This is a genomic window from Dyadobacter sp. CY323 (assembly GCF_021390245.1).
Classification (GTDB): domain Bacteria; phylum Bacteroidota; class Bacteroidia; order Cytophagales; family Spirosomataceae; genus Dyadobacter.
On record NZ_JAJUXH010000007.1, the window covers coordinates 144935 to 168752 of the forward strand.

Below are 23818 nucleotides of genomic sequence, written 5' to 3' on the forward strand. Positions count from 1 at the left end.
AAACAAATTGATTGTTTATGAACTCAAAGGGCCCGCTTCTTCTTTCCTAATGTTGTCAGCGTCGTTTTGCAGGAAAGCATTTACAAATGTATCGTCGATCAAATGCGGATAGGCATCAATCACTCGCGCAATTTCCTCATACTGACCGGGTGAAAGTGTCTCTTTTGGGTTTAATGTCCAAATCCCTTCCAGCAATCCCTGACGACGCAGCACTTCGTGGACACCGGTAATGCAGCCGTGAAACTGATGTGCCGGGTCGAAAATCGCCGCATTCATATCGGTCACCTCGCCATTCATGCTCATCAATTCAGAGATATTTTTGTCGCTCGCGATGCTTTCTTTAATGAAAGCCAGCAGCCTTACTGCTTTTTCAGTCCAAACTGCCCAATGTCCGAGTAACCCGCCTACAAATCTCTTTTCGATTGTCCGGCCATCGATACTGAACCGGAATGGTGTCAAAAGATCGGCGACAATATTATCGTCATTACCGGTATACAATGCGATCTCATTCCGCCGCGACGAGGCGCACACCGCGCGGACCACATCAATGGTCTGATAGCGATTGAATGCAGCCACTTTAATGGCGCACACATTCGGAATGTCGGCGAATTTTTGCCAGAAATCATAAGAATAAACTCTCCCGCCGATCGCAGCCTGCAGGTAAAAACCGAAAACCGGAATGATCTCGGCAACCGACTTTACATGTGCAATAATCTCATCTTCTGACTGATGTTTCCAGGCAGCCATACTCACGAGACCAAGATCGTACCCGTACTTTACCGCAATTTTCGCTTCCGCCAATGCCTGATCAGTCAATCCTACGATGCCGGCAACTTTGATAAACGGGCGGTCGAGATCCGCTTTGTTAATTTCATCCGAAGTGATCGCAAGTAGTTTTTCGTAAAGGTCCACACCCGGATCGCGGATTTCGAACTGGGTGGTATGAACACCGATCGCCACGCCACCTGCCCCACTCGCCATGTAATACCTGGTGAGTCCGCGCTGCCTTTCTTCATTCAATTTCAGATTGCTATCCAATGCCAGCGGGTGGGCCGGAATGACAGTTCCTTCAAACAGCAGCTTTTTTATTTCTTCTTTTAACATAATTCCAAAAATTAAAACTGCCCTTTTCTTTCCTGAAAATGCGTCGGTTTATTGATCGTTTTACCACCTTCCAATAACCATTGCGCCGTGATTCCGATCATTTCTTTCAGAGTTGTGCGTGGATAACCGAAAAGCCTGAATGATTCTGCTGCATTGCTGAGTAATGCGGTAGGTTGCTCCTCGCCTACAAACTGCGGCTCAACCTGGAATATTTTCCCAAATTCTTTCGCCAGCCAACGTAACGGTACGGTTTCCGGACCGGTAATGTTCAGCAGTTTCGCCGGCGCTTCGCAATGCAGTAAAGACCTGATCGCCATTTCGTTCGCGTCTCCCTGCCAGATCACATTCACGTGCCCCATATTCACGTTGATCGGCTTTTGAGCGAGCACCGACTTCGCAATTTCCAGCAGGACGCCATACCTGAAATCAATCGCATAGTTCAGTCTGTAAATCAGCAGAGGTGTACCGTAAACGGAGGAAAAGTATTGAAACAACCGCTCGCGGCCCAGGCACGACTGACCATACTCTCCAACCGGATCAGCGCGCATGTCTTCCGTAGCGCCGCCGGAATTGACTGGTGTAAAAGGATAAACATTTCCAGTCGAATACACCACGATCTTTGATTTCCGGAACTTCTCAGCCACACGACCCGGCAGATACGTATTCATCGCCCACGTGTATGGCTCATTACTAGACGTCCCGAATTTAGTACCAGCCAGGTAGAGCACGTTTTCAACTTCCGGCAGGTTTTTCAACTGCGGATCGTCCAGAATATTCGCAGAGATCGTTTCGATCCCGTCTGCGTTCAGTTCCGCAGCCACACCTTCTTCGCTGAACCGGGACACGGCGATGACATGCTTGTCCACACCGGCACGATCGATGGCCTGTTTTGCAAGCCGGCAAATGCTCGGGCCGATCTTACCGCCTGCGCCGAGCACCATAATGTCCCCTTTGATCCGCTTCATATCTTCGATGAGCGCATCAGACGGGCTTAACCATTTTTCTTCCAAAGATTCTATTCCGTTCATTATTTGAAAAGCGGGTTGTTAAAGAATAATTCTTTTGTATTAATTATAGCGAGTGAAAAGATGACGATCAATCCTAACCCTGCGACCACTTTTACAAGCGGACTGTTTACTTTATCGCCCATAATCTTCTTGTCATTTCCAACCATATATAATGCAGTACCTATAAAAGGAACGACGAAAATGGTTACGCTTTGCGCAAAAACGATGAGCTCCAACGGTAGTTTACCAAACCGGATTGCGATGGAGGCACCGATCACCATGACCAGAGCTACTAGGTAACGTACTGACTTTGAGCTAAAATTACTGCCTAGTCCCAACGCATCCCCCAGCAACGTGCCGCCAACAGACGCATTACCGATCAATGAGGAAAACGCGGCACCGAACAAACCGACCAGGAAAAGCGTGGTAGCATTACTGCCAAAAATCGGTTCCAGCGCTTTTGCCATATCGGTAGCCGAATTCACCGCAATGCCTTTCGGATTGAGAATGGCAGCTGCGCAGATGATCACAATACTGCACATACATCCGAGCAGAATGATCCCGGTGGTACTGTCATTTTTAGCAGTACGAAGTTCTGGTTTGAGGCGAATCCTTTCCTGAATGAGGTAAGATTGATATAATGCCCCGACAATGGAGAAACAGGAAGCGACGAATGCGATGATCAATCCCTGCGAACCCTCCGGAAGCGTCGGTACTGTAAAACCTTTCACAATTTTGGCAACATCAGGTTTTGCCCAGAAAAAAGTAGTAACGAATGAGAATAACTTCACAAAAATCAGAATGATCATCGTGCGCTCCAGAACCGAATAAAAGCTTCTGAAAAATAAAAGGCTGATTCCGACCAGGTTGAAGAAAATGATCCAGGGAACCGGCGACGTATTATTAAGTTCTCCCGCCGCGATCCCCACCCCAACCGAATTACCTGCCTGAAACGAGGTGGTAACCAAAAAAACGCCGATCCCAATGGCTACGGAAGCACCTTTCCCCCATTTCTGTTTTACTGAGGCAAGAAACGATTGATTCGTCGCTACGCCAATCCGCGTTGACATCGACGTAAAAACGGCCATGAACAAAATGGCCACGAGAACAATCCACAGCAATGAGTATCCGTAAACTGCCCCTAGTTTTGAGGTAATGGTCAACTTACTTGGTCCGAAGACCAATGCCGCCGTGATCATTCCCGGGCCCAGCGATTTGAGCCATCTTAGCACTCCTGATTTAGAATTTTCCAATGTAAAGGGTCGGATATGAGATTAACTTATGATGCGATTTAAAGAAAACGGGCACGTGCCCGTAAATATAGAAAAGATATTTCTGGAAGTTGCTAATTTTGATAAAATTCATAATTTTCTTTCGTCACAATGTCAATCGGCATATAATGAATCTGATTAACGGACGAATTGATCACTAACATTTGGTAGAGGGTCATGATGCCACGGTAGCCCTGATCCTCGGGCCGGTGACAGATCAGAAAGTCGATGACATTCTTTTCCAGGTAGTCGACATTCTCCTTTACAAAGTCGTAGCCGATCAGTGAAATATCGGTCCGGTGGCTGTTCTTTAAAAAGGAAGCCACCGTATGTACGCGGGAATTGGTGACAAATACAGCACCGATGTCTTTATTCAAATGGAATACATAAGTAAGGTGCCGCGCCACAGACTGGTAATCCGTTTCCCGGATATCGATCCGCACGATGTCATTCGGCTGATTATTGTCTTTAAAAAAGGCCCGGAAACCCTCTTCTATTTCATGGTAGTTGAAATTATCGATCTCCTTCGAAATATGGATGATCAGTACCTTTTTGTTTTCTGCCAACCTGTACGTCAGCAATTTGGCACCGACATACCCACTTTTATGCAAATGCGGGCCGATGTAGGAATGTCTCCGCAAATCGGGCACGTCGGAATCTATGAATACAAACGGGATTTTACGTTTCGTGCATTCATCGGCGAATTTCCTTGTTTCCTCCACGTATGAAGGTGAAATCAGTATACCATCGAAATCCGCCTGAAATATCGCCTTGACCTGATCTGCAAACGAATCTTTGTCGCTCAGATCAAAAAAGAAAACCGTGGTCTGCACGCCATATTGCTTGATTTCCGATTCGGCGCGGCGCACGCCATTCAATGGGGCATCCCAATAATTCGTTTCCTCAGAAATGCTCGGGATTAAAATGGCGAGGGTAATGATTTTCCGGGAAGCAAGCCGACTGGCTAAGATATTCGGCTGATAATCAAGCTCCTTTATAATCTCATTGATCTTCTGCCGCGTTTTTTCCGAAACACCCGTGCGGTTGTGCAATACCCGGTCGACCGTTGCGGTAGAGACGTTGGCGCGCCGCGCTATTTCCTTTACACCATTTAATGCATTCGTTTTTTCCATTGCGTAAATATAGTCCGCGTTTTGAATGGGTAGTATCTAAGCATTCCGGATTTTTACCTCAAAAGAACTGACTTCAACTTTTATAATATGAAAAAGACTTTACTATCTCTTCTTTTTTCTGTCGCAGCATTTACTGTGTATGCACAAAAAGGTGCCCGCCTGATCGTTCGCGGCGATGACATGGGCTATTCGCATTCTGGAAATCTTGCTTTGATCAAAAGTTTTAAAGAAGGCATTCAGACTTCCATTGAGATCATCGTACCGTCGCCATGGTTTCCCGAGGCGGTGAAAATGTTAAAGGAAAATCCGGGGACCGACATCGGCATTCACCTCGCGATTACCAGTGAATGGGACAACGTGAAATGGCGCCCGGTATCTGATTGTCCGAGCTTGAGGGATGCGGACGGCTACTTTTATCCCATGATCCGCGCGAACAAAAACTACCCTAAACGGGCCATCATGGATAACGACTGGAAAATCGCCGACATAGAAAAAGAATTTCGCGCACAGATCGAGATTGCATTGAAATACCTTCCTCAGATAAGCCATTTATCGTCACATATGGGCTGCACGGGAATATCGCCGGAGGTAAAAGAACTAACCCGAAAACTGGCCAGAGAATACAAAATCCCCATTGATCCGGAGCCGGCAAATCTTGCTTATGCAGGCTATGCCGGAACACATAAGACGCCTCAGGAGAAGATTGACAGCTTTATTGGTATGCTTAATAAATTGGAAAGCGGGAAAACATATCTTTTTGTGGATCATCCCGGATTGGATGACGAAGAGTTGAAGGCTATACATCACATCGGCTACGAGGATGTGGCAATGGACCGCCAGGGTGTAACGGATCTTTTCACGAGCAAGAAAGTGAAAGATGCAATTAAGGAAAAGGGAATCGTTTTGATCGGCTACAAAGATCTGGCAGGACAATAAGGACATCCATCCCGTTTATTTTAGCCTTTGTCATAATTTCCTTCTTAACATTTGGGTTTAATGGCATTTTTGTTGCGTTAATTTTAAACCAATGAAAATGTCAAAACTTTTGCTCACTATTATTATTGTTCTGGCCACCTTTTTTGCTCCTGCATTTGCGCAGTTTCCGACGGGTGGTGCATCTACACCGAAAGCGCTACCCGGTACTGCGGGCGACACTACTCCGAAGGGTACTTCGAAAATCACTGGTTCCATTGTAGATTCCACTTCATCAAAAGGCATTGAATTTGTGAGCGTTGCGCTTTACAACAAAGGAAACGGACAGGCAATAGACGGAACGGTAGCCGACGAAAAAGGAAAGTTTGCACTGACCAAAGTGGCCGCCGGAGATTACAAAGTAATGGTTTCGTTCATTGGTTATGCCAACAAAACGATCGATAACATTACACTTGCCAAAGGCCAGGAACTGGACCTGGGCACCATTACACTTGCGTCGAATACAAAAACACTGAACGAAGTCACCGTAACCGGGCAAGCTGCGCTAATCGAAGAAAAAGTGGACAGGCTTGTTTACAATGCAGAAAAAGACATTACCGCAAAAGGGGGAGATGCTACGGATATTTTAAGAAAAGTACCTCTTCTGACCGTCGATCTGGATGGTAATGTGTCGCTTCGCGGCAGCCAGAACATCCGGGTTTTGATCAATAACAAACCGAGTACCATCATTGCGAACAGTGTAGCCGACGCATTGAAACAGATTCCTGCGGATCAGATCAAGTCGGTGGAAGTGATTACCAGCCCGTCGGCCAAATATGACGCTGAAGGTTCGGGCGGTATCATCAACATCATTACGAAGAAAAACAGTTTGCAGGGACTTAACCTGAATGTGGATGCCGGTGTTGGAAACCGGGGCTCCATGCTTTCATTGAATGGAGGTTACCGCAAAGGAAAAGCCGGATTTACGATTGGTGGATTTGGTCGCGGGATGTACAACACCATTACTAAAACATCGCTGGAACAAAGCAGTACGGTTGAGAATGTGACTACGGTTACCAGACAAACCGGCGACGGAAGCAGCCGGGGACTTTTTGGAAACTATAACCTGGGATTCGACTACGATCTTGCTAAAAATCAAAGTCTGACTGCCGGCGTGAAATATGGCGTACGGAATTTCAGCAACCAGCAGGACCTGATGACACGGCTGATGAAAACCGGATCGAGTGATGTCATTACGAACCGCGATGTGGATGCCAAAAACCTTTCAGGAACAGTGGATGTAAACCTCGACTACCTGCATACATTCAAACCGCAGCAGGAATGGAGCGTTTCGACACTCTACAGCCGGAATGATCTTACAAATGATTTCGATGCCAATTTGCTCAACGGAGGCAATGAACTGACCAGCCGCCAGCGCAACCTGAACAAAAGCATTAACCAGGAATACACCTTCCAATCTGATTATCAGACGCCGATCAAGAAAAACCAGTTGCTGGAATTTGGTGGAAAAGGAATTTTCCGCGAGGTAAAAAGTGCATATAGCTTCCTGATCGCAGAGCCGACCGGCGATTTCCGTCCGGAGACGGATCAGCCAGCGGGTGATTTGACCTACCATCAAAACATTGCCGCCGGTTACACTTCTTATACGTACACCACCAAAAAACGCTACACCATCAAAGGTGGTTTGCGGTACGAGCATACTTTCATAGATGCGAGCACAAATGAAGGAACGGTGGGTGTAGGAAATTACGGTGTACTGGTGCCGAGTGTAAATGCGTCGAAAACATTTAAGGGTACTACGGTGAAGCTGGCCTATAACCGCCGGATCCAGCGTCCCGGTTTACAACAGCTGAACCCGAACTTCAACTCGGCAAACCCGCAGAACATCAGCGTTGGTAATCCCGAACTTCGTCCCGAGCTGACCAACAACTTCGAACTCGGATTGAGCAAGAACATTAAAAAGACGTTCATTAATGCGACTTTCTTTGGCCGGGTGACCAACAATGCGATAAGCCAGGTTCGCGCACCTTCTGATACACTGGCGGGATCGATCGTGACTACGTTTGAAAACATCGGTAAGCAACATGCGTATGGTACCAACTTGTTTGCAAATATCGCAGCTACCTCAAAGATAAACTTCGGGATTTTTGCCAATGCATTCTATACCACTCTGACGGGACAAACGATCGGACAAAACGGTAAGGCACAGGAAATTAAAAACGACGGTTTCAATGTCAGCGGAGGTGTTTTCTCTCAGGCAACTTTCAAAAACGGCTGGGGAGCGCAGGCATTTGGTTTTATGCAGGGCAACCAGGTTCAGTTGCAGGGAATGCAGGGAGGCTTCGGGTTCTACACCATAGGGGTTAAAAAGGAATTTGCCAACAAAAAAGGAAGTGTCGGACTTGCTGCGGAGAACTTCCTGAGCAAACGATTCAGGATGCATACTGAACTGAATTCGATCCAGTTCAACCAGGTGAACGACATTTACATGTACAACAGAGGTGTCCGTTTAACATTTACTTATAAAATCGGTAAAATGACAATGGATGCGCCGAAGAAAAAAGCGAAGTCCGTCAACAACGACGATGTGAAAAGTGACGGCAGCGGCGGCCAGCAAAGTGGCGGAACTACGGGCGGCGGCAGCACTCCAAGGTAGTTAATTGACTGTAATGACTTTAAATATCACTAAACTAATCCATTCAAATAAAACACCGGTATGAAAACAACAAACCTATTCTTTACCGTGGCTGCTACGCTGTTTGCGGCAGGGTCCTACGCTCAGACTGTGGATGAACTCGTAGAAAAACATGTCGCCGCATTAGGCGGAATGGATAAGATCAAAGCGGTAAATACGCTTGTCACAGAACGTTCACTTGCCGTGCAGGGAATGGAAATCCCGACCAAAACGATCCTGGTTGTCGGCAAATCAGTCCGCAGCGAATCTACCGTAATGGGTAACTCGATGGTGCAGGTAGTAAGTGATTCGAAAGGCTGGATGATCCGCCCGACGATGATGGGCGGTACCGGCGAGCCGGAAGATATGCCGGCAGATCAGCTGAAACAACAGATAAGCTCGCTAGACCCATTTGGCGGCCTGGTGGGGTACAAAGAAAAAGGTACCAAAGTAGAACTGATCGGAAAGGAAAAATTGGATAAGAAGGATGTTTATCATCTCAAAGTTACCTCGGCGGACGGCCAGGTGATCGACGAATATCTGGACGCGGGCACGTATCTGATTAATAAAATCAAAGCAACAATGAATGGTACGGAAGGTGAAATTGAGATGTCCGACTACAAAGAAGTTGATGGCGTGAAATTCCCGAATACCATGGATATTTCTAATCCACAAATGGGCACTATGTCATTCATTACAAACAAGATCGCAGTGAATGTACCGGTTGACGACGCAATCTTCAAAAGACCGGTTAAATAAGGTTCTTAAATCCAAACGGGAGCGTTGCTGCGAGGCAACGCTTTTTTTATGCCCGGAGGTTGACAAGAAAATAATTGGAATTGAACACAAACAAAATTTGATAAATCCGACCTTTAAAAGTAAATATGCATTATGAAATATTGCCCAAATATTACGTAGCTTGCTAAGAAATACTACGAAGATTTTGTAACCTAGTTTTACTACTTGGCACTGATTGATCATACACAAAAGGTTTAAAATTTAGGCCTCCTCTAAAAAAATGAAACAAATTTTACTCGTTGAAGATCATGCGATTGTAAGGCTGGCGACCAAGGTTTTGGTTCAGGAATTGCTGAATCCTGTCAAAGTAATGGAAGCTGCCACGTTTGGAGAAACTCTTGCCGCAGTCGCTGCAAATACATTTGATCTGATTTTGCTCGACATCAACATTCCCAATGGAGAAGGTTTCAATATGATGCCGAAAATACGGGAGATCCAACCGAAGGTATTGATTCTGATTTTTTCAAGTCTTGAAGAACAGATCTACGCATTGCATTACATTAAGGCGGGTGCCAACGGTTTTTTATCGAAAAATTCATCACAAAACGAAATCAAAAGAGCCATTCTGTCGATGTTCGAATCGGGCAATTATTTGAGTCAGGCGGTACAGCAGCAACTACTCAAGAATACACTCGAAAGCAAAACGAATGGCGAAAACCCGCTCAAACACCTCTCCCAGCGTGAACTGGAAGTTATGGATATGCTGTTAGAAGGCTACTGGACCAAGGAGATCGCCATTCACCTTAATCTTACCGAAAGTTCCGTAAGTACTTACAAAGCCCGGATTTTCGAAAAGTTGGGCGTTTCCACACTGATTGAAATGTTTAAGAAAGTGCAGATTTATAAAAGTCAGAATGCGGATGTGTGAGTAATCCGTGCATTTAATTCTAAAAAATAGACATCCTGTTTGTTAATTACGAAATATTCGTAGATTTACGAAAACATCGTAGTTATGGAAAAGTTGACGCAACAGGAAGAAGAGGCGATGCTGGCAGTCTGGAAAACCGGCGAAGGCAGCATTAAGTCATTCATGGCCGCATTTACAGGCCCGCTCCCACCTTACACTACCCTCGCTTCTACCATTAAAAACCTTGAAAAGAAGGGTTATATCACAAGCCGGCTCGTCGGAAATGTGAATTTATATGCGCCCGCCGTGACGGAGGAGGCATTTAAGCAAAAATTCATGGGAAATGTCGTGAAGGATTATTTTGAAAATTCCTATAAGGAACTCGTCAGTTTTTTTGTGGAGAAGAATAAAATATCCTCGGATGAACTGAAAGAAATCATCAGTCTTATTGAAGGTAAAAAGTAACGGGTCAAACGCTTCAAGATATGCATCCTGTCATTGAATATCTGCTCAAAATGTCGGTTAGCGTGGCTGCCGTCAGCCTTTTTTACTACGCCGTTTTGCGACGTCTTACCTTTTACAACTGGAACCGCTACTATTTGCTGTTGTACTCTGCATTTTGTTTCATACTTCCATTTATCGATGCCCGGCAGACTATCCATTCCATTTCCAAAATCAGCAATTCCGGCCTGATTAACCAAATTCCAGCCATTTATCAATTCCGCAACGGAAGTATCCCGGCAGTCGGACAGGTTTCCTCCTACTCCATTGATCCCGGCCTGGCGTTTCTCATTCTGGTCATTGTCGGCACCGCAATGATGCTGGCCAGGTTCGGACTTCAAGTTTTCTCGTATCTCAAAGTCCTGAGAAATGCGACGTTAGTCTCCGAAGATGGCGTGAAAATCTACCATGTTGAAAAACAAATAAGCCCATTTTCGTTCGGAAATGCCATTTTTTATAATCCTGAAATGCACCGGCCCGAAGAATTGAAAGACATCATCCTGCATGAGTATATACATGTCCGGCAGCGGCATTCGGTCGATATTCTTTGGGGTGAACTGCTATGCATTCTCAACTGGTACAATCCATTTGCGTGGCTCATTCGTCACGCCATCAGGCAAAATCTTGAATTCATTGCAGATCAGAAAGTGCTGGAAAACCAGGTGGATATGCGCCAGTACCAGTATCTACTTTTGAAAGTTGCGGGCGTTCCCGGGTTCAGGATCGCGAATCAGTTTAGTTTCTCATCATTAAAGCAGCGGATCATCATGATGAATAAAGCCAGATCAAACAGATTATTTTTGTCGGCTTTTCTGTTGGCAATGCCTTTACTGGCCGTTTTAGTCGTCATTTTCCGGGACGATATCAGTCAAATGGCTGACAGTGATAAGGTTTCACAATTAAGGTCCTTCCTGGAGGACACTCCTATTAAAACGAACCGCAAAATTCTATACATTTCAGGGATCATAATGGATGCGGAAACCAACAAACCAGTTTCAAATCTTCCGCTCAACATTTCATATAACGACACGCTTGTTAAATCCATCCGTACCGACGAGAGGGGCTTTTATTATCAGGAAATAAAAATAATTCCACCGAAAAATAACGCTTCCAGTGAGAACACAAAGCTGCTTTTCCAAAAAACCAGCTACTCGCTGAGCTACGTGGGCCACCAATTTTCTCAGTTTGGCTTATTAAAAAATCCAAATATGGAAAAGTATGGCGTTTTCGGCGGCTTTGAGATCATCTTTCTCAGTCGTAAGGGGAGCAATGACATCCCTTCCGATTTCTACAGCATTTCAAAATCCGCTTTTTTTGAATCAAATCCATCGGGTAACATTCGGCATTCTCTTAAAAGTTACCTCACCGATTCGTCTCAAAAATTCCTTGCGGAGCATACTCTGAAAGTCAATTTCAGAAAAGCGCACCCATGGCCACAAAATGTGATTACTAAATTCGGAAAAGGTTATTTCAACCGGGATAAAGAATTGGTAGGTTACGAAGGCATGACCCAGTTTTATCTGGATGGAAAAAAAGCAGATTACAATGCGGTGAATGAGGCATTTAAAAGTTACCCGTACCTCATCGACCAGACACAGGAATACAAAAACCGGGCGGAGCGAGGGTTGTGCAAAGAGATTTTTTACCTCACGTTTCCACTTCACAAAGCCGCGCCACCTGTTGCGTTGCTGAAAGGCAATATCGAATCGAAAACGGTAAGTGAATTTGATCTGGAAACACTCCGGAACGAACCTTATTTTCTCGATGGTTTCAGGCAGACATACGGTGTCGGAAGCAATCTCATGCCCGCAAAAAACGAAGTCCGGAAGGTGGTTTTATTCAAAGGCAGGCTCGCCCGCTACTATGACCCGAAATGCGAGCGCATCTGGTGGATCGAAACCCGGCCGGAAGCTGAAGTGTTCGAACGACCAGATCTGGCGAAAGTGAATTTTTAACAAAGCGGGCCGAAAGTTCTCGGAATCTAGCAGGGTTGTTTGTTAACTTGCGGCGACAAACTGAATCCATTTGCCAAGCTAAGCTGCCGCTGGAATATGAATGATCCCTTTTTAAAACGCTATTTTCCCTGGCTACTTTTCATTGGAATTGCCCTAAATGTACCCGGATTATTCCTCGATATCATCGAGCCGGATGGTGCATTATATGCCACGATTGCCAAACACATCGTACTTCACCGAGACTGGATCAACCTTTTCGGCGACGGGCACGACTGGCTCGACAAGCCGCATTTCCCATTCTGGATGGCTGCGATCAGTTATAAGATCTTTGGGATCACCGGATTTACCTATAAACTCCCCGCATTCATTTTCTTCCTGATCGGTCTGCGTTATACCTATTTGCTGGGCCGGGATTTGTATAATGTGGATGTCGCGCGCATTGCCGTGCTCGTTTCGGCCATTGCATTACACAGTACACTCTTCAACTTCGATGTGCGTGCGGAACCCTATCTCACCACGTGCATTATCGCGGCGATCTGGCATATGTTGCTGGTTTACAGGAAAGAACATTGGGGACATATCGTGGCAGCCGCATTGTTTGCAGCGTGCGCCATCATGACAAAAGGCATTTTTGCACTCCTGACCATTACCGGCGGATGGGCGATTTTCTGGCTGGTGACCGGGCAATTTCGTGAACTTCTCAACTGGCGCTGGTGGCTGATGCTCGTTCTGTGCTTCCTATTCATCCTGCCTGAACTATACAGTTTATACGCACAGTTTGACCTGCACCCCGAAAAAGTGGTTTTTGGTAAAACAAATGTATCCGGGATCCGCTTTTTTTTCTGGGACAGTCAGTTCGGACGTTTTTTCAATACGGGTCCGATAAAGGGAAAAGGCAGTGCTACTTTCTTTTTACATACCACATTATGGGCATTTCTACCATGGTCGGTAGGACTGGTTGCCGGGATTATTTATTTGATTAAATCGGATAAAAACCGACAGCCGGTCAGGTGGATCGTTTACGGCAGTGCATTGCTTACATTCCTTCTTTTTTCGCTGTCCCGGTTTCAATTACCACATTACCTCGTCATTTTATTCCCGCATTTCTCGCTCATTACCGCCTATTATTTGTATCAAATGGCTGGGGCATCTAAACTCAAAATCTTTGTTCACATTCAAAGCGGGATATTGGTTCTGACATTTATTTTAATTGCCGGTTTGCTCTATATCACAGGCATTCAAAATGCAATTATCGCCGTTGCCATCTGCGGGGTTATTGTAGTTGCCAATTTTTTTATCCGGGTCAAAAATCCTCTTCAGCAACTTTTGTACAAAGCGTATGCAACGGGCGCGATCATGTATCTTTTTCTATTTCTGTTTTTCTATCCTTTTTTATTACAGTACCAATCGGGCCGCCAGGCGGCAAAGGTCATTCCGATAGAACATAAACACATTCCGACAGCTGAATATGGCTCATTATCATACAGTTTCGAATTCTATGCGCCGGGCGATGTAAGTTTGATAAAAACCCAGAATGACCTGCAAAATTTCATAAAAAAAGCGCCGTGTTATTTATATACGACACCGGCGGTTACCGACAGTCTGCTCCGCGCAGGAGTTCCTGCTGAGTTAAAGGCCGTGCCACAGCATTTTCATGTTACCAGATTAAAAGGAAGCTTTTTAAATCAAAAAAGCAGGTCCGGGGTACTTGAACCGCGTAACCTGCTTTTTATAAAAAATTAAATCAGGCCACCTGAATGACATCCAATACTTCGAATTTTTTCATTCCGGCGGGCATTTTCCACTCCACGGTTTCACCTTTGCACAGACCGATCAAAGCCGCACCCATTGGTGTGAGAACTGAGATTTTCTTTTGGTTAAAATCCGCGAGCGCAGGCATTACAATGGCGAATTCCATTTCCTTATTACTGGTTAGCTCTCTTACTTTTACATGCGAATTCAGGCGGATACTGTCAGGCGGAAGGTCTTCATTTTCCACGACGATGGCCCTGTTCAATTCATAGGACAAAGACATTTCGTTTGCATTCGCACTGCCCGGGAAAGTTTCAGCGAATTGTTTCAACATGCGAAAATCATCTTCGCTAAGTATGACGTGATTTTTCTGATTATTCATATCAATTTAATTAAAGTGTATAACAATAAGCCTGCTGCCTGATCCGCATTTTCAGACAATAAAAAATCGTCTGGCGCGATCAGGTACCGGCGTAAGAATTAAAATAGATTTGATCCGAGATTTGATTTACCCTTTCCGGTATCTCAAATTTTTACTTGATTGGTCGGATGTCTGACATCCAGTATTTTGAAGCATTTGGTATTCCCATAAATTTCTCTTTCTATTTTCTCCATTTTGCAAAGCCCGATAAATGCGGCACCCAATGGATCCAAAAATGAAATTCTTCTTTTTTCTGAATTCGCAAGCTCCGGAGTTACAATGCTGAACTCCATGATCTGATTACTGGCCCATTCCTTTACTTTAACCGTCGAGTTTAGCCGCACACAATTTTCGGGCAAAATCTCGTCTTCCACCACAATCGCCGATCTGAGGTCCCAGTACAATAAAATAGACTCAGTGGATTCGTTTGGCGGCATTTTCGCGACATATCGCTTTAAAATACGAAAGTCGCTTTCTCTCAGAATGATCGGCGTGTTACCCTCCATACCCTGACAATTATTCTTTCACGCATTACGCAGCTTGTAAAAAGTCTTTTGTATTTCGGCCCAAAACCGGTACACAAACAGACGCTCCTGACGTGATACACCTTCGTGACCCCTGCTCACACGGCTTAAAATAGTTAGAAAACGATTTCTATCCCGCTCCTCGATTTTCACCGGATTAACCTGTAACTGCTGCGGATGAGTGCTGCTTTTACCAAGTATCGCTGCATTTTCCTGGATAAAATTGGCATATAGAGAAAAATCAGAATGCTGCCAGCTGGCATCAGGCTCTCCTTTTCTCTGACTTCCGCTCATTTTAAGCGTATCTTCCATATTTGCCAGCACCAGCGCTACGGAAGCAGATCCTGGTCTCATGTAAGTAGACTGCATAAGATTCAATTGATGTTAAACAACGTATTCTGCCTTCATTAAGCAAAAGAACTAGCCGCGAGCTGGTGAAAAACTCTTTCATCCAACTTATAGCGATCATTTAGTGTAAGGCTGCTCCGGGCATTGAAAAGTGCATGATTTACAGCATTATACATAAGCCAGTAAGACGAATCCACCCCTAAAAGCCGCTGCTCAAGTCGCAGCCGCTCGTGAGCCTGCTTCGCCACCTGCACCGGAATCGGCAGTGTTTTGAGCATACTCTCATCCTGCCGGTCTACAAAACGCCTTTGAAAATGTTCATAGACTTTGGCAGTGAGGGTGACCCGCTGCTGGTCCTGATCGGCGAGTAGTTCATAGAGCTGCTCCTGAAATAAGTCCGGGCTAAGCCGGCTGTGATGGATTTTCCGCACAACCGAATCTTTTTTTGCCTGCTGCCTCATTCCCTGGGCATGTTTCACATTTTGTTTCCTGTTTTTCTCCGACCCTTCATTTAGCCACAGCTGATAGTTGGGCAGCTCATCAAACGAATCAGCCCATCCCATCAGGCCATTTTGACAAACCTCCCGGTACATACTGCTGCCGGGACTGGAGTGACTGTCCAGCATGGCCGTCAAAGTCTGCCCCTGAATGCTGAAAGGCGTTTTACCATTGTAGCTGTTTGTCAATATCATACTGCGCTGCAACTGCTCTCCGCCCACAGAAAACTCTTGCGGAAGAATGATGTTGATGTTGAATTCGCCGGTTGACGTGTATTTAATCTGAAGGGTATAGTCGCGATACAGCTTGTCCACTACTTCCCGGATCAGAATGTTAGGTACGATGTCATAATCGGCACTTTGGATCCCGAAAATCGTTTTTCTGCCCATAAATGGCTGCCCTACAATCAGTTGCTGCCGGTCGGTAGCGATGATATCGTAATCCGGCAGCAAGTCCGCCAGCCAGACGGGATTGACAGGGTAGCATATGTCATTCCAGGAATTACTTACCTGAGGTTGAGCGCTGATGTAGGTCATAATCACATTTGCATTTTTACAGTTGTAAATTTACAGCCATAAAACAAAGAAACAAAATTTAAAATGAAATGCCTGCAGGATTCTGATTAAAGTCCCGGCAACTTCAATCCGGATTCCTTAATGCCTGTCATGATCTGCTCCTGAATCTCCATTTTTGTATCCACAAATCCGTGGGCGTTGAGCCATACGTTTACCATTACTTTGTACCCGTCGGGCTCGATGGATGAGATCCCGATCCTGCGTTCGGGGATTTTCAGGGCATTTTGAGCATCATCAAGGACATTGTTTATCGTTCGCCTGACTTCTTTGAAATCGATACTATTGTTGAATTTCATCTCCACATCCAGCCTTCTGCTTCCCGTTCCGCTCACGTTGATGATCACCTCATTCGATAACTTGCTGTTTGGGATAACAACCATGCGATTGTCGAACGTATTGACGATCGTATAGAAAATTTTGATTGCCTGGACAGTGCCCTCCTGCCCCTGCGCTATAATATTATCCCCGACCTGAAATGGTTTCAGGATCAGGATCAGCACACCACTCGTGAAATTTTGCAGTGTCCCTGACAATGCAAGACCCGCAGCAACGCCGATTGCGCCCACTAATGCTGCAAAAACCGTCATTTGAATACCTACGATCTGCATCACAGAGATGAGGAGCAGAATGCGGAGAGTAGTGATCGTGAGACTCAGCAAGAACGGCGTAAGCGACGGATCGATTTTCTTCCTGAACATGTGCGCATGCATGTATCTCGAAAGGATGCGGATCAGCCAAAAGCCGATAATTAGAACGCCTGCACCTAATAAAAACGAGGGGCCGGTACGAAGCATCCAGGCATAAACCTGGTTGTAAAATTGACTCAATTTCATTTTTGTAAAAAAGGGATTTATTCAAATATTCCTTTCTCTGAAAAAATTCTGTTCCAATGGTGGCATATTTTTTGAAAATAAATCAGAAACAAAATCGAATTTTAAGATGGAAGATGACCATAGAAAAAAAGGGAGAATTGGCCGTATTATCGTGTATCTGCTTCTGCTGGTAGCCGCAGTTGGCCTGGGAATACACTTCTTTAAACCGAAGGAAGTCGACATTTCCTCCAATAAAAACATGACTTTGTTTATTGATAACAAGATCATTGACATTGATCAGGAATTGGCCGTGACCCATAATGAAGCTGATATTGCGACACGGTTGTCGTGGCACAAATCAAACCATGCACTTTATGATGAGGTTAAAAGCAGCAAGGACAAGGAGATCGCGACCAAGCGTGAAGAACTGAAAAAGAAAATGGTGAAAGTCCAGGGCCGCGAATTTCCCGAGCTGCGAAACGCATATGTCGAGTCGAAAAAAGAAGTTTTAGCCACGCAGCATATCGACATTGCGCTTTCAGGAGACCACAAAGACGTACTCATGATTTCAGGTGAAATGTTTGAGGCTAAAAAATCTCAGAAGGCATTTACCAATAACATTCAGGAGATCGTCAATGATCTCCGTTTCAAAAAGATCGTTTATAAATGGTCGGATGAAAAAAATGCATTCGCCGATTATAAGATCGATTCTAAAAATGATACAGCGATTTAGCAAAAGGCCGGAAGTGATTCCGGCTTTTTTATGCTTCTTTCGGTTCTGTGGCAAACTCGCTTTTGTAAATTTTGAATAAAACCAAAATCAGGCTGATCAGCAACGGACCGAAGATAAATCCCCAGAAACCAAACAGTTTCAAGCCGGCTATCAAACCTAAAATCGTGGTTACCGGGTGTACATCACCCACTTTTTTAAGAAAAGTAATCCGCGCCACATAGTCAATGTTACCGATCACCACCACGCTATAAATGAGCAGTCCGATCGCTTTCCCGGATTCGCCGGTGGAGAAAAGAAAAATAACCAGAGGTATCCAGATTAAAGCGGTTCCTATCACCGGAAAAAAAGCGAAGATTCCGGTGACCATTCCTAGCAGTAAAAAATCCTTTATCCCGAAAGCCCAGTACCCGAGCACCGCCACGATGCCCTGAATGACGGAAATTAATGGTACCCCCAGCGCATTGGCACGTACCATGCTGATGATTTCGTCAGACAGCAGATTGATATTCCTGGTTTTCAGCGGGATAGCCTTTTGCAAATTCTTTTCCAGGCTCTGGCCGTTTTTAAACATAAAATACGCCAGGAAAAGGATCATGAGCAGGTTGCCGAGCATGGTCGCCGAACTGTTTAGAATGCGGGGGATGAAGCTGGCCGCTTTTTTCCGGATGTTGGCTGTCGCCTCGTTTGTGATCAGATCCTGCCCGGTCCAATCCTTAATCTGTGCAGAAATAGCATCCAATGCCTGATTTACCTGCTCAGGTTCTTTCGCCACGGCAGCGACTTTGGTATAAGCCATTTGTAACGAAAAATAAACGGGCGCAACAATGCAAGCCATGAACAAAGCCATAAAAAGCAACGCCGTCAGACTCTTGTTCCAGTGCCTTTTGAGAGTAAGATAAAAGTAGTATCTGCGACACAGAATGTATAAGGTAAGCGCGCCCAGAAATCCGGGAAAGAAGGTGTAGAGCTGCCTGAAAACCAGAATGGCCAGGGAGATAACCACAACGAGATAAAAAACCTGTCTGAGTCTGTTGTTAAAATCTGAATTCATGTGGGGAGTTTTAGGTTTTGTAAAACTACCACCACTATTTTTATACCAAACGGTCAACGCTATACTTTTGTCCAGTAATGTACCCGCCTTACAACAAATAATCGAAATGGATCGGAAACTGGTTTATTCTCTTTCCCGTCGCATGGTAAACCGCATTGGCTATCGCGGGTGGCATTCCTACCAGCCCGATTTCGCCGACACCTTTTGTACCTAGTTCATTCACTATATCATCCTTTTCCTCGACGAAAATCACGTCCAGATCGTGGATATCCGCATGTACCGGAATGTGGTATTCCGAGAGGTTCTGGTTCATGTATTTTCCAAGCAGCGAATCGTTGATAGTCTCTTCCCGCAATGCTTTGCTGATACTCCAAACCATTCCGCCGAGGATCTGGCTGCGCGCCGTTTTGGGATTAATAATCCTTCCCGCTGCGACGGCGGTCAGGGCGCGGGTGACATTAATAATTCCAAGTTCCTCATCCACTTCTACTTCTACAAAAGCCGCGGCATGTGTCGCCCGTGAATACTTTTTTAGTTTTAACAGATTAGGTACTGAAAACTTGATCACTTTTACCGGAGTACCTCCGTTGGCTTCGATAATATCCGTAAATGAGATGAATGTGAAAGGGTCTGTTTTTAAAACAATGCAGCCGTTTTCAAACCGGACATCTTCGATTTCGAGTCCTTTCAGCAAGGCGCCTTCCATCGACACCGCTATTTTGAACAGCTTTTTTCGCAAAGCTGACCCGGCTGCCTTAATGGCCGAGCCTACCGTAGAAACGGTGAAGGAACCGCCTTGAATCGGCGCAAACGGCTTTTGACTATCACCGTAAGAAAAGGTAACATCTTCAACCCGGAGTCCCAGCTCATCCGCGGCGATCTGGCTCATTACCGTCAGTGTTCCCGTACCGATGTCCGTCACCGCGCTGTTTACATGTAATTTTCCGTCTCGTGTAATGATCGCTTCGGCACGTGCCGGCAACGAATTCGCTTCCCAGATCCCGGTTGCCATGCCATAACCTACCAATTTATTACCGTTACGCATGCTACGCGGCTCAGGATTGCGGTTCTTCCAGCCAAACTTTTCAGCGCCATGCAAATAGCATTGTCTCAGTTCCTTGCTGCTATATGGTCGGTTCAGGCTCACATCCGTATCGGAATAATTAATAAGCCTGAGTTCGAGCGGGTCGATTTTCAGCTTGTACGACAAATCATCCATGGTACTCTCAATTGCATGCAAACCGGTGGATCCGCCCGGTGCGCGCATGTCAAGCGGAGTGAACACATCCAACTCAACCAATTTATATTGCATTAGTGTATTTTCCGCCGGATAAAGCATGTGCGACCAGTTCACAACCACCTCCGTGTAATCTTCAAAACGCGAAGTTTCCGCAATGGCCGCGTGGTTCAGAGCAGTTACCTTCCCATTTTCGTCTGCACCAAAACGCGTAGACTGAATGGTAGGCGGCCGGTGGCCGAACGTAAACATCTGACTGCGGTCCAGCGTCACCAGAACCGACCGTTTAAGTTCCAGCGCCGCCATTACAGACAAAAACAATTGGTACTGAGGCCTCAAACCCGAACCAAATGCCCCGCCGACATAAGGTGCAATAACCCTCACATTTTTGTATTTCAGCCCAAAGATATTGGCCACGTAAAGCTGACTATTGATCGTTCCCTGCGTTTTATCATAAATCGTCAGTTTTCCTTTGCCCTCATAAATAGTCGTGGTTGCAAACAATTCGAGTGGGTTGTGATGCTCGGTACCGTGGTAATATTCTCCCGAACTCTGTGCAAATGATTGCTCAAACGCCTTCTCAAAATTGCCTTTCGGACGTGGTGGTAATGGTTTCAACATCGTAGCCATACCCATTTTCGGGGAACGCGCCTCCGATGCGTTGTTACGCAGGTCTGTTTCAAAGGCCTCGGTTTCGTACTCCACTTCCACGAGCGTAGCAGCATAGCGCGCCAGCTCAAAAGTCTCTGCCACCACAAGTCCGATCGGCTGTCCGTTATATAAAATTTCTTCATCCCGCAGTGGCCGGAATGGCGAACCCGGCGGCGCGTCCATATCAGTATACTGCATGCTGAACCAGGCTAATGAAGGTCTGTTGGTATGATTAAAAACCGCAATAACGCCCGGAAGCGCCGTGGCTTTGCTGGTATCAAAACGGATAATTTTTCCTTTGGTAATGATACTGTTGATGACATATCCGTAAAGTAATCCGGGAACCTGATAGTCACCGGCGTATTTTGCCGTACCCGTTACTTTCAATTTTCCTTCAAGACGACTTACGGACTGCCCGATTGATGGGATTGTTGACATAGTTTGGTTGAAGTTTAGGCCGAAGGCTGAGCGCCGGGCAACTGTGATTCCGGGTGAAGTGCCATCATGCAATTCCGCACGATCGCTCTTTTCGCCAATTCGATTTTAAAAGCATTATGTTCATAACCGACGGCACCCTGAACGATGATTTCCGCTGCCTGCCGAAAATTTTCCCCTGATGCGGTTTTGCCTTTCAGGAAATCTTCTGCGGCAGCCACGCGCCAGGGTTTGTGCGCGACCCCGCCTAATGCGATCCGGGCGTCCGTAATCGTTTCCCCGTCGAGTTCCAGGCCGGTTGCCACCGACACCAATGCAAATGCATACGAATTCCGGTCACGCAGTTTGAGATAGGAATAGTTTTTGGAAAAACCCTTCGCAGGCAGATCAATTCCCGTGATTATTTCGCCCGGTTTCAGGTTATTGTCTATGTGCGGCGTATCGCCGGGAAGACGGTGAAAATCAGCAAAATGAATGCTTCGCATACCCTGCGGACCTTCGACCTGTACCACCGCATCCAATGCAGCAAGTGCCACGCACATATCGGATGGGAACACCGCAATGCAATGCTCGGTCGTGCCCAATATGGCCATAATACGCTGATAACCAGTTATTGCAGAACAGCCTGAACCGGGCTCCCGTTTGTTACACGGAACATTCGCATCGTAAAAATAGTAGCACCGGGTACGCTGCAGCAGATTCCCCCCATTCGTGGCCATATTCCTGATCTGCGCAGATGCTCCGGCCAATATTGCTTTCGATAACAATGGATAATGCTCCTCCACCAGGTGATTCCAGGCCGTCGCTGCGTTTTTAACGAATGCCCCTAAACGTAGTCCCCCATCCGGTAATTCCGTAATTTCGCGATGGTCGCTAATTCGGTTTATATCGACCAAAATGTCCGCTCTGGTCAGATTATATTTCATCAAATCAATGAGATTGGTACCTCCCGCAAGGTATTTCACATCTGCCTCACGTGCGGATTGACTGATTGCATCCTGTACGTCCGACGCTCTGAGGTAGTTGAAGTTATTCATGGGCGAGTTGATTTTTAACTTCCATTATGGCGTCGATAATATTGGTATTGGCCCCGCACCGGCACAGGTTACCGCTCATGAGCTCCTTTACTTCCTCGCGTGATTTTGCTTTTCCCTCATTCAGCATCCCGATCGCACTACAAATCTGCCCCGGCGTGCAGTAGCCGCATTGAAATGCATCATGCTCAATAAATGCCTTTTGCAGCGGATGAAGCTCACCTTCCTGCGCAATTCCCTCGATGGTCGTAATTTCGGAACCATCGTTCATCACAGCTAATGTGAGGCAGCTCAATATCCGCTCACCGTCACAAAGAACAGTACATGCACCGCATTGCCCGTGATCGCAACCTTTTTTCGTCCCGGTCAATCCGGCGTAGTCACGCAGCCCGTCAAGCAGGCTTACCCAGGGAAGTACTTCCAGTTCAACGGGCTTTTGGTTGACAGTAAGCGTCACTTTTTGAGGGGTGAAATTTTCAACGGTTTCAGCCTGCATATCGGGATAGTCGGTGGTCATAGGTCATGGTGAAGTAAAATAATGCGTTCATAATTATAACAATTATGCCAATGCAATTTTCCCTAACCTGCTAAATGATACTTTATTATTATCCATTAGCGCATATACGAAAAGTGAAAATGAATTTCCACTTCGTGCGCAGCAATTAATAAAAAAAACCAACCTGCCGCATTGGCCAGATTGGTTAGATAAAAGACTTAAAAAAACGAGTAAGGGAAAACCCTTCCGGTTATTATTCCGAAACGGCAGCTTTTGGCCTGCGGCCACGTGGCTTGCCTGTATACTCTGGTTTTGGTTTTGAGTCTGAGCTTGATAGTTCGAGTTCGTACCCAACTACACCTTCCTCATAATTAAACAATGTGATGTCAAACGTATATTTTGCCTGTTCAAAATCGACGCCGCCTTTTTTGAGGATTATATCGAGCGGAATGGAGTATCCACGACCACTTTTTGTCAAACCAAAAGTACCTTCGGTATCTGCGCTTGGAATGAGATAAAGATTTTTCAAAGTTCTTTTTCCCTGCTGGGTACCAATTCTGAAACGTGTGCTTAATGGCTCTATACCTAATTCTTCAAGCGTTTTCGGAGGAAGTACCAACTTGCCTGTGGCGGATATATAACCGGTTGGCTTTGGTTGTTCTTTTGGTTTTTTAGTGACAGCAACATTCTCCTCCGGAGAAAAGAATTTTATCGCGCTTGCTTTCATATTGGATATGATGGGTTATTATTAGTTTAATTATTTACAAATAAAGCAATCATGCCAATTAATTAAAACTTTTATCCAATAAAAAATGAAGCTGTAATTAAGTTTAATTTCAAATACATAATATATGAATTGAATTCGCTCCCAAAATAAGCGCAACTTTTAATAATAAATCCTCAGTCCGATCACATCAATTTCCCGATACATGGGCCGAATTCACTTAATAAAAATCCGCAATGCCGATGATTGTTGTACGGTGTAAAAACGGATTGACACTCCATAACAAGTGATAACTAAGTTACTA

At 45.5% G+C, this 23818-nt stretch carries 22 protein-coding genes; 8 read left to right on the plus strand and 14 right to left on the minus strand.

The annotated features are described in order from the left end of the window. Positions 1-15: 15 nt before the first annotated feature. The 4 genes from LZG72_RS13540 to LZG72_RS13555 form a co-directional block, all read right to left on the minus strand. A complete protein-coding gene (locus LZG72_RS13540; RefSeq protein WP_233872954.1) occupies positions 16-1104 on the minus strand; it encodes a dihydrodipicolinate synthase family protein in 1089 nt (362 codons plus the stop codon). An 11-nt stretch (positions 1105-1115) separates the two neighbouring features. Next, the gene (locus LZG72_RS13545; protein ID WP_233872957.1) at positions 1116-2132 is read right to left on the minus strand and encodes an NAD(P)-dependent oxidoreductase; all 1017 of its coding nucleotides are present in this window, start codon (positions 2130-2132) and stop codon (positions 1116-1118) included. Then, entirely contained in the window at positions 2132-3364 is a 1233-nt protein-coding gene (locus tag LZG72_RS13550; protein WP_233872960.1) for an Nramp family divalent metal transporter, read from the minus strand. The genes LZG72_RS13545 and LZG72_RS13550 overlap by 1 nt, the downstream gene beginning before the upstream one ends. Positions 3365-3456: 92 nt before the next feature. Continuing rightward, positions 3457-4515, minus strand: a complete 1059-nt coding sequence (locus LZG72_RS13555; RefSeq protein WP_233872963.1) for a LacI family DNA-binding transcriptional regulator — start codon at positions 4513-4515, stop codon at positions 3457-3459. An 87-nt stretch (positions 4516-4602) separates the two neighbouring features. Here LZG72_RS13555 and LZG72_RS13560 point away from each other — a divergent pair, with 87 nt between their 5' ends. From LZG72_RS13560 to LZG72_RS13590, 7 genes are all read left to right on the plus strand, one after another. Beyond that, positions 4603-5451 (plus strand): polysaccharide deacetylase family protein, encoded by an 849-nt coding sequence (locus LZG72_RS13560; protein WP_233872966.1) that lies wholly within the window; start codon positions 4603-4605, stop codon positions 5449-5451. Between the two features lie 91 nt (positions 5452-5542). Further along, positions 5543-8104 carry a TonB-dependent receptor domain-containing protein gene (locus LZG72_RS13565; RefSeq protein ID WP_233872969.1) on the plus strand — a complete coding sequence of 854 codons (2562 nt, stop codon included), beginning with the start codon at positions 5543-5545 and terminating at the stop codon, positions 8102-8104. Positions 8105-8164: 60 nt separating this feature from the next. Beyond that, on the plus strand, positions 8165-8881 hold the full coding sequence (locus LZG72_RS13570) for an outer membrane lipoprotein-sorting protein (RefSeq protein WP_233872971.1): 717 nt from the start codon (positions 8165-8167) through the stop codon (positions 8879-8881). A 259-nt stretch (positions 8882-9140) separates the two neighbouring features. After that, complete coding sequence (locus tag LZG72_RS13575; protein ID WP_233872974.1) at positions 9141-9788, plus strand: response regulator transcription factor; 648 nt, start codon at positions 9141-9143, stop codon at positions 9786-9788. Positions 9789-9872: 84 nt separating this feature from the next. Then, positions 9873-10232, plus strand: a complete 360-nt coding sequence (locus LZG72_RS13580) for a BlaI/MecI/CopY family transcriptional regulator (RefSeq protein WP_233872976.1) — start codon at positions 9873-9875, stop codon at positions 10230-10232. Positions 10233-10252: 20 nt separating this feature from the next. Continuing rightward, positions 10253-12223 (plus strand): M56 family metallopeptidase, encoded by a 1971-nt coding sequence (locus tag LZG72_RS13585; RefSeq protein WP_233872979.1) that lies wholly within the window; start codon positions 10253-10255, stop codon positions 12221-12223. A 96-nt stretch (positions 12224-12319) separates the two neighbouring features. Beyond that, entirely contained in the window at positions 12320-13966 is a 1647-nt protein-coding gene (locus LZG72_RS13590) for a glycosyltransferase family 39 protein (RefSeq protein ID WP_233872982.1), read from the plus strand. Between the two features lies 1 nt (position 13967). Here LZG72_RS13590 and LZG72_RS13595 read toward each other — a convergent pair whose 3' ends face one another. The 5 genes from LZG72_RS13595 to LZG72_RS13615 all read right to left on the minus strand — a co-directional run bounded on the left by LZG72_RS13595 (position 13968) and on the right by LZG72_RS13615 (position 17174). Then, on the minus strand, positions 13968-14357 hold the full coding sequence (locus LZG72_RS13595; RefSeq protein WP_233872985.1) for a GreA/GreB family elongation factor: 390 nt from the start codon (positions 14355-14357) through the stop codon (positions 13968-13970). A gap of 143 nt (positions 14358-14500) precedes the next feature. Next, entirely contained in the window at positions 14501-14902 is a 402-nt protein-coding gene (locus tag LZG72_RS13600) for a GreA/GreB family elongation factor (RefSeq protein WP_233872988.1), read from the minus strand. 18 nt (positions 14903-14920) lie between these two features. Next, positions 14921-15289: a hypothetical protein gene (locus LZG72_RS13605; protein WP_233872991.1), complete on the minus strand. Its 369-nt coding sequence runs from the start codon at positions 15287-15289 to the stop codon at positions 14921-14923. A gap of 38 nt (positions 15290-15327) precedes the next feature. Beyond that, positions 15328-16302 carry a hypothetical protein gene (locus LZG72_RS13610; protein WP_233872994.1) on the minus strand — a complete coding sequence of 325 codons (975 nt, stop codon included), beginning with the start codon at positions 16300-16302 and terminating at the stop codon, positions 15328-15330. An 86-nt stretch (positions 16303-16388) separates the two neighbouring features. After that, on the minus strand, positions 16389-17174 hold the full coding sequence (locus tag LZG72_RS13615; RefSeq protein ID WP_233872997.1) for a mechanosensitive ion channel family protein: 786 nt from the start codon (positions 17172-17174) through the stop codon (positions 16389-16391). 106 nt (positions 17175-17280) lie between these two features. Between LZG72_RS13615 and LZG72_RS13620 the strand changes: the two genes are divergently transcribed. Then, a complete protein-coding gene (locus LZG72_RS13620; RefSeq protein ID WP_233873000.1) occupies positions 17281-17886 on the plus strand; it encodes a hypothetical protein in 606 nt (201 codons plus the stop codon). A gap of 28 nt (positions 17887-17914) precedes the next feature. Here the strand turns inward: LZG72_RS13620 and LZG72_RS13625 are convergent, their stop codons facing one another. From LZG72_RS13625 to LZG72_RS13645, 5 genes are all read right to left on the minus strand, one after another. Beyond that, positions 17915-18937 carry an AI-2E family transporter gene (locus LZG72_RS13625; RefSeq protein WP_233873003.1) on the minus strand — a complete coding sequence of 341 codons (1023 nt, stop codon included), beginning with the start codon at positions 18935-18937 and terminating at the stop codon, positions 17915-17917. A gap of 88 nt (positions 18938-19025) precedes the next feature. Next, positions 19026-21263: a xanthine dehydrogenase family protein molybdopterin-binding subunit gene (locus tag LZG72_RS13630; protein WP_233873006.1), complete on the minus strand. Its 2238-nt coding sequence runs from the start codon at positions 21261-21263 to the stop codon at positions 19026-19028. A gap of 14 nt (positions 21264-21277) precedes the next feature. Further along, the gene (locus LZG72_RS13635; RefSeq protein ID WP_233873009.1) at positions 21278-22297 is read right to left on the minus strand and encodes a xanthine dehydrogenase family protein subunit M; all 1020 of its coding nucleotides are present in this window, start codon (positions 22295-22297) and stop codon (positions 21278-21280) included. Next, positions 22290-22811, minus strand: coding sequence for a (2Fe-2S)-binding protein (locus tag LZG72_RS13640; RefSeq protein ID WP_233873012.1), 522 nt, complete (start codon positions 22809-22811; stop codon positions 22290-22292). The genes LZG72_RS13635 and LZG72_RS13640 overlap by 8 nt, the downstream gene beginning before the upstream one ends. A gap of 232 nt (positions 22812-23043) precedes the next feature. Then, entirely contained in the window at positions 23044-23517 is a 474-nt protein-coding gene (locus LZG72_RS13645; RefSeq protein WP_233873015.1) for a hypothetical protein, read from the minus strand. Between the last annotated feature and the right edge of the window lie 301 nt (positions 23518-23818).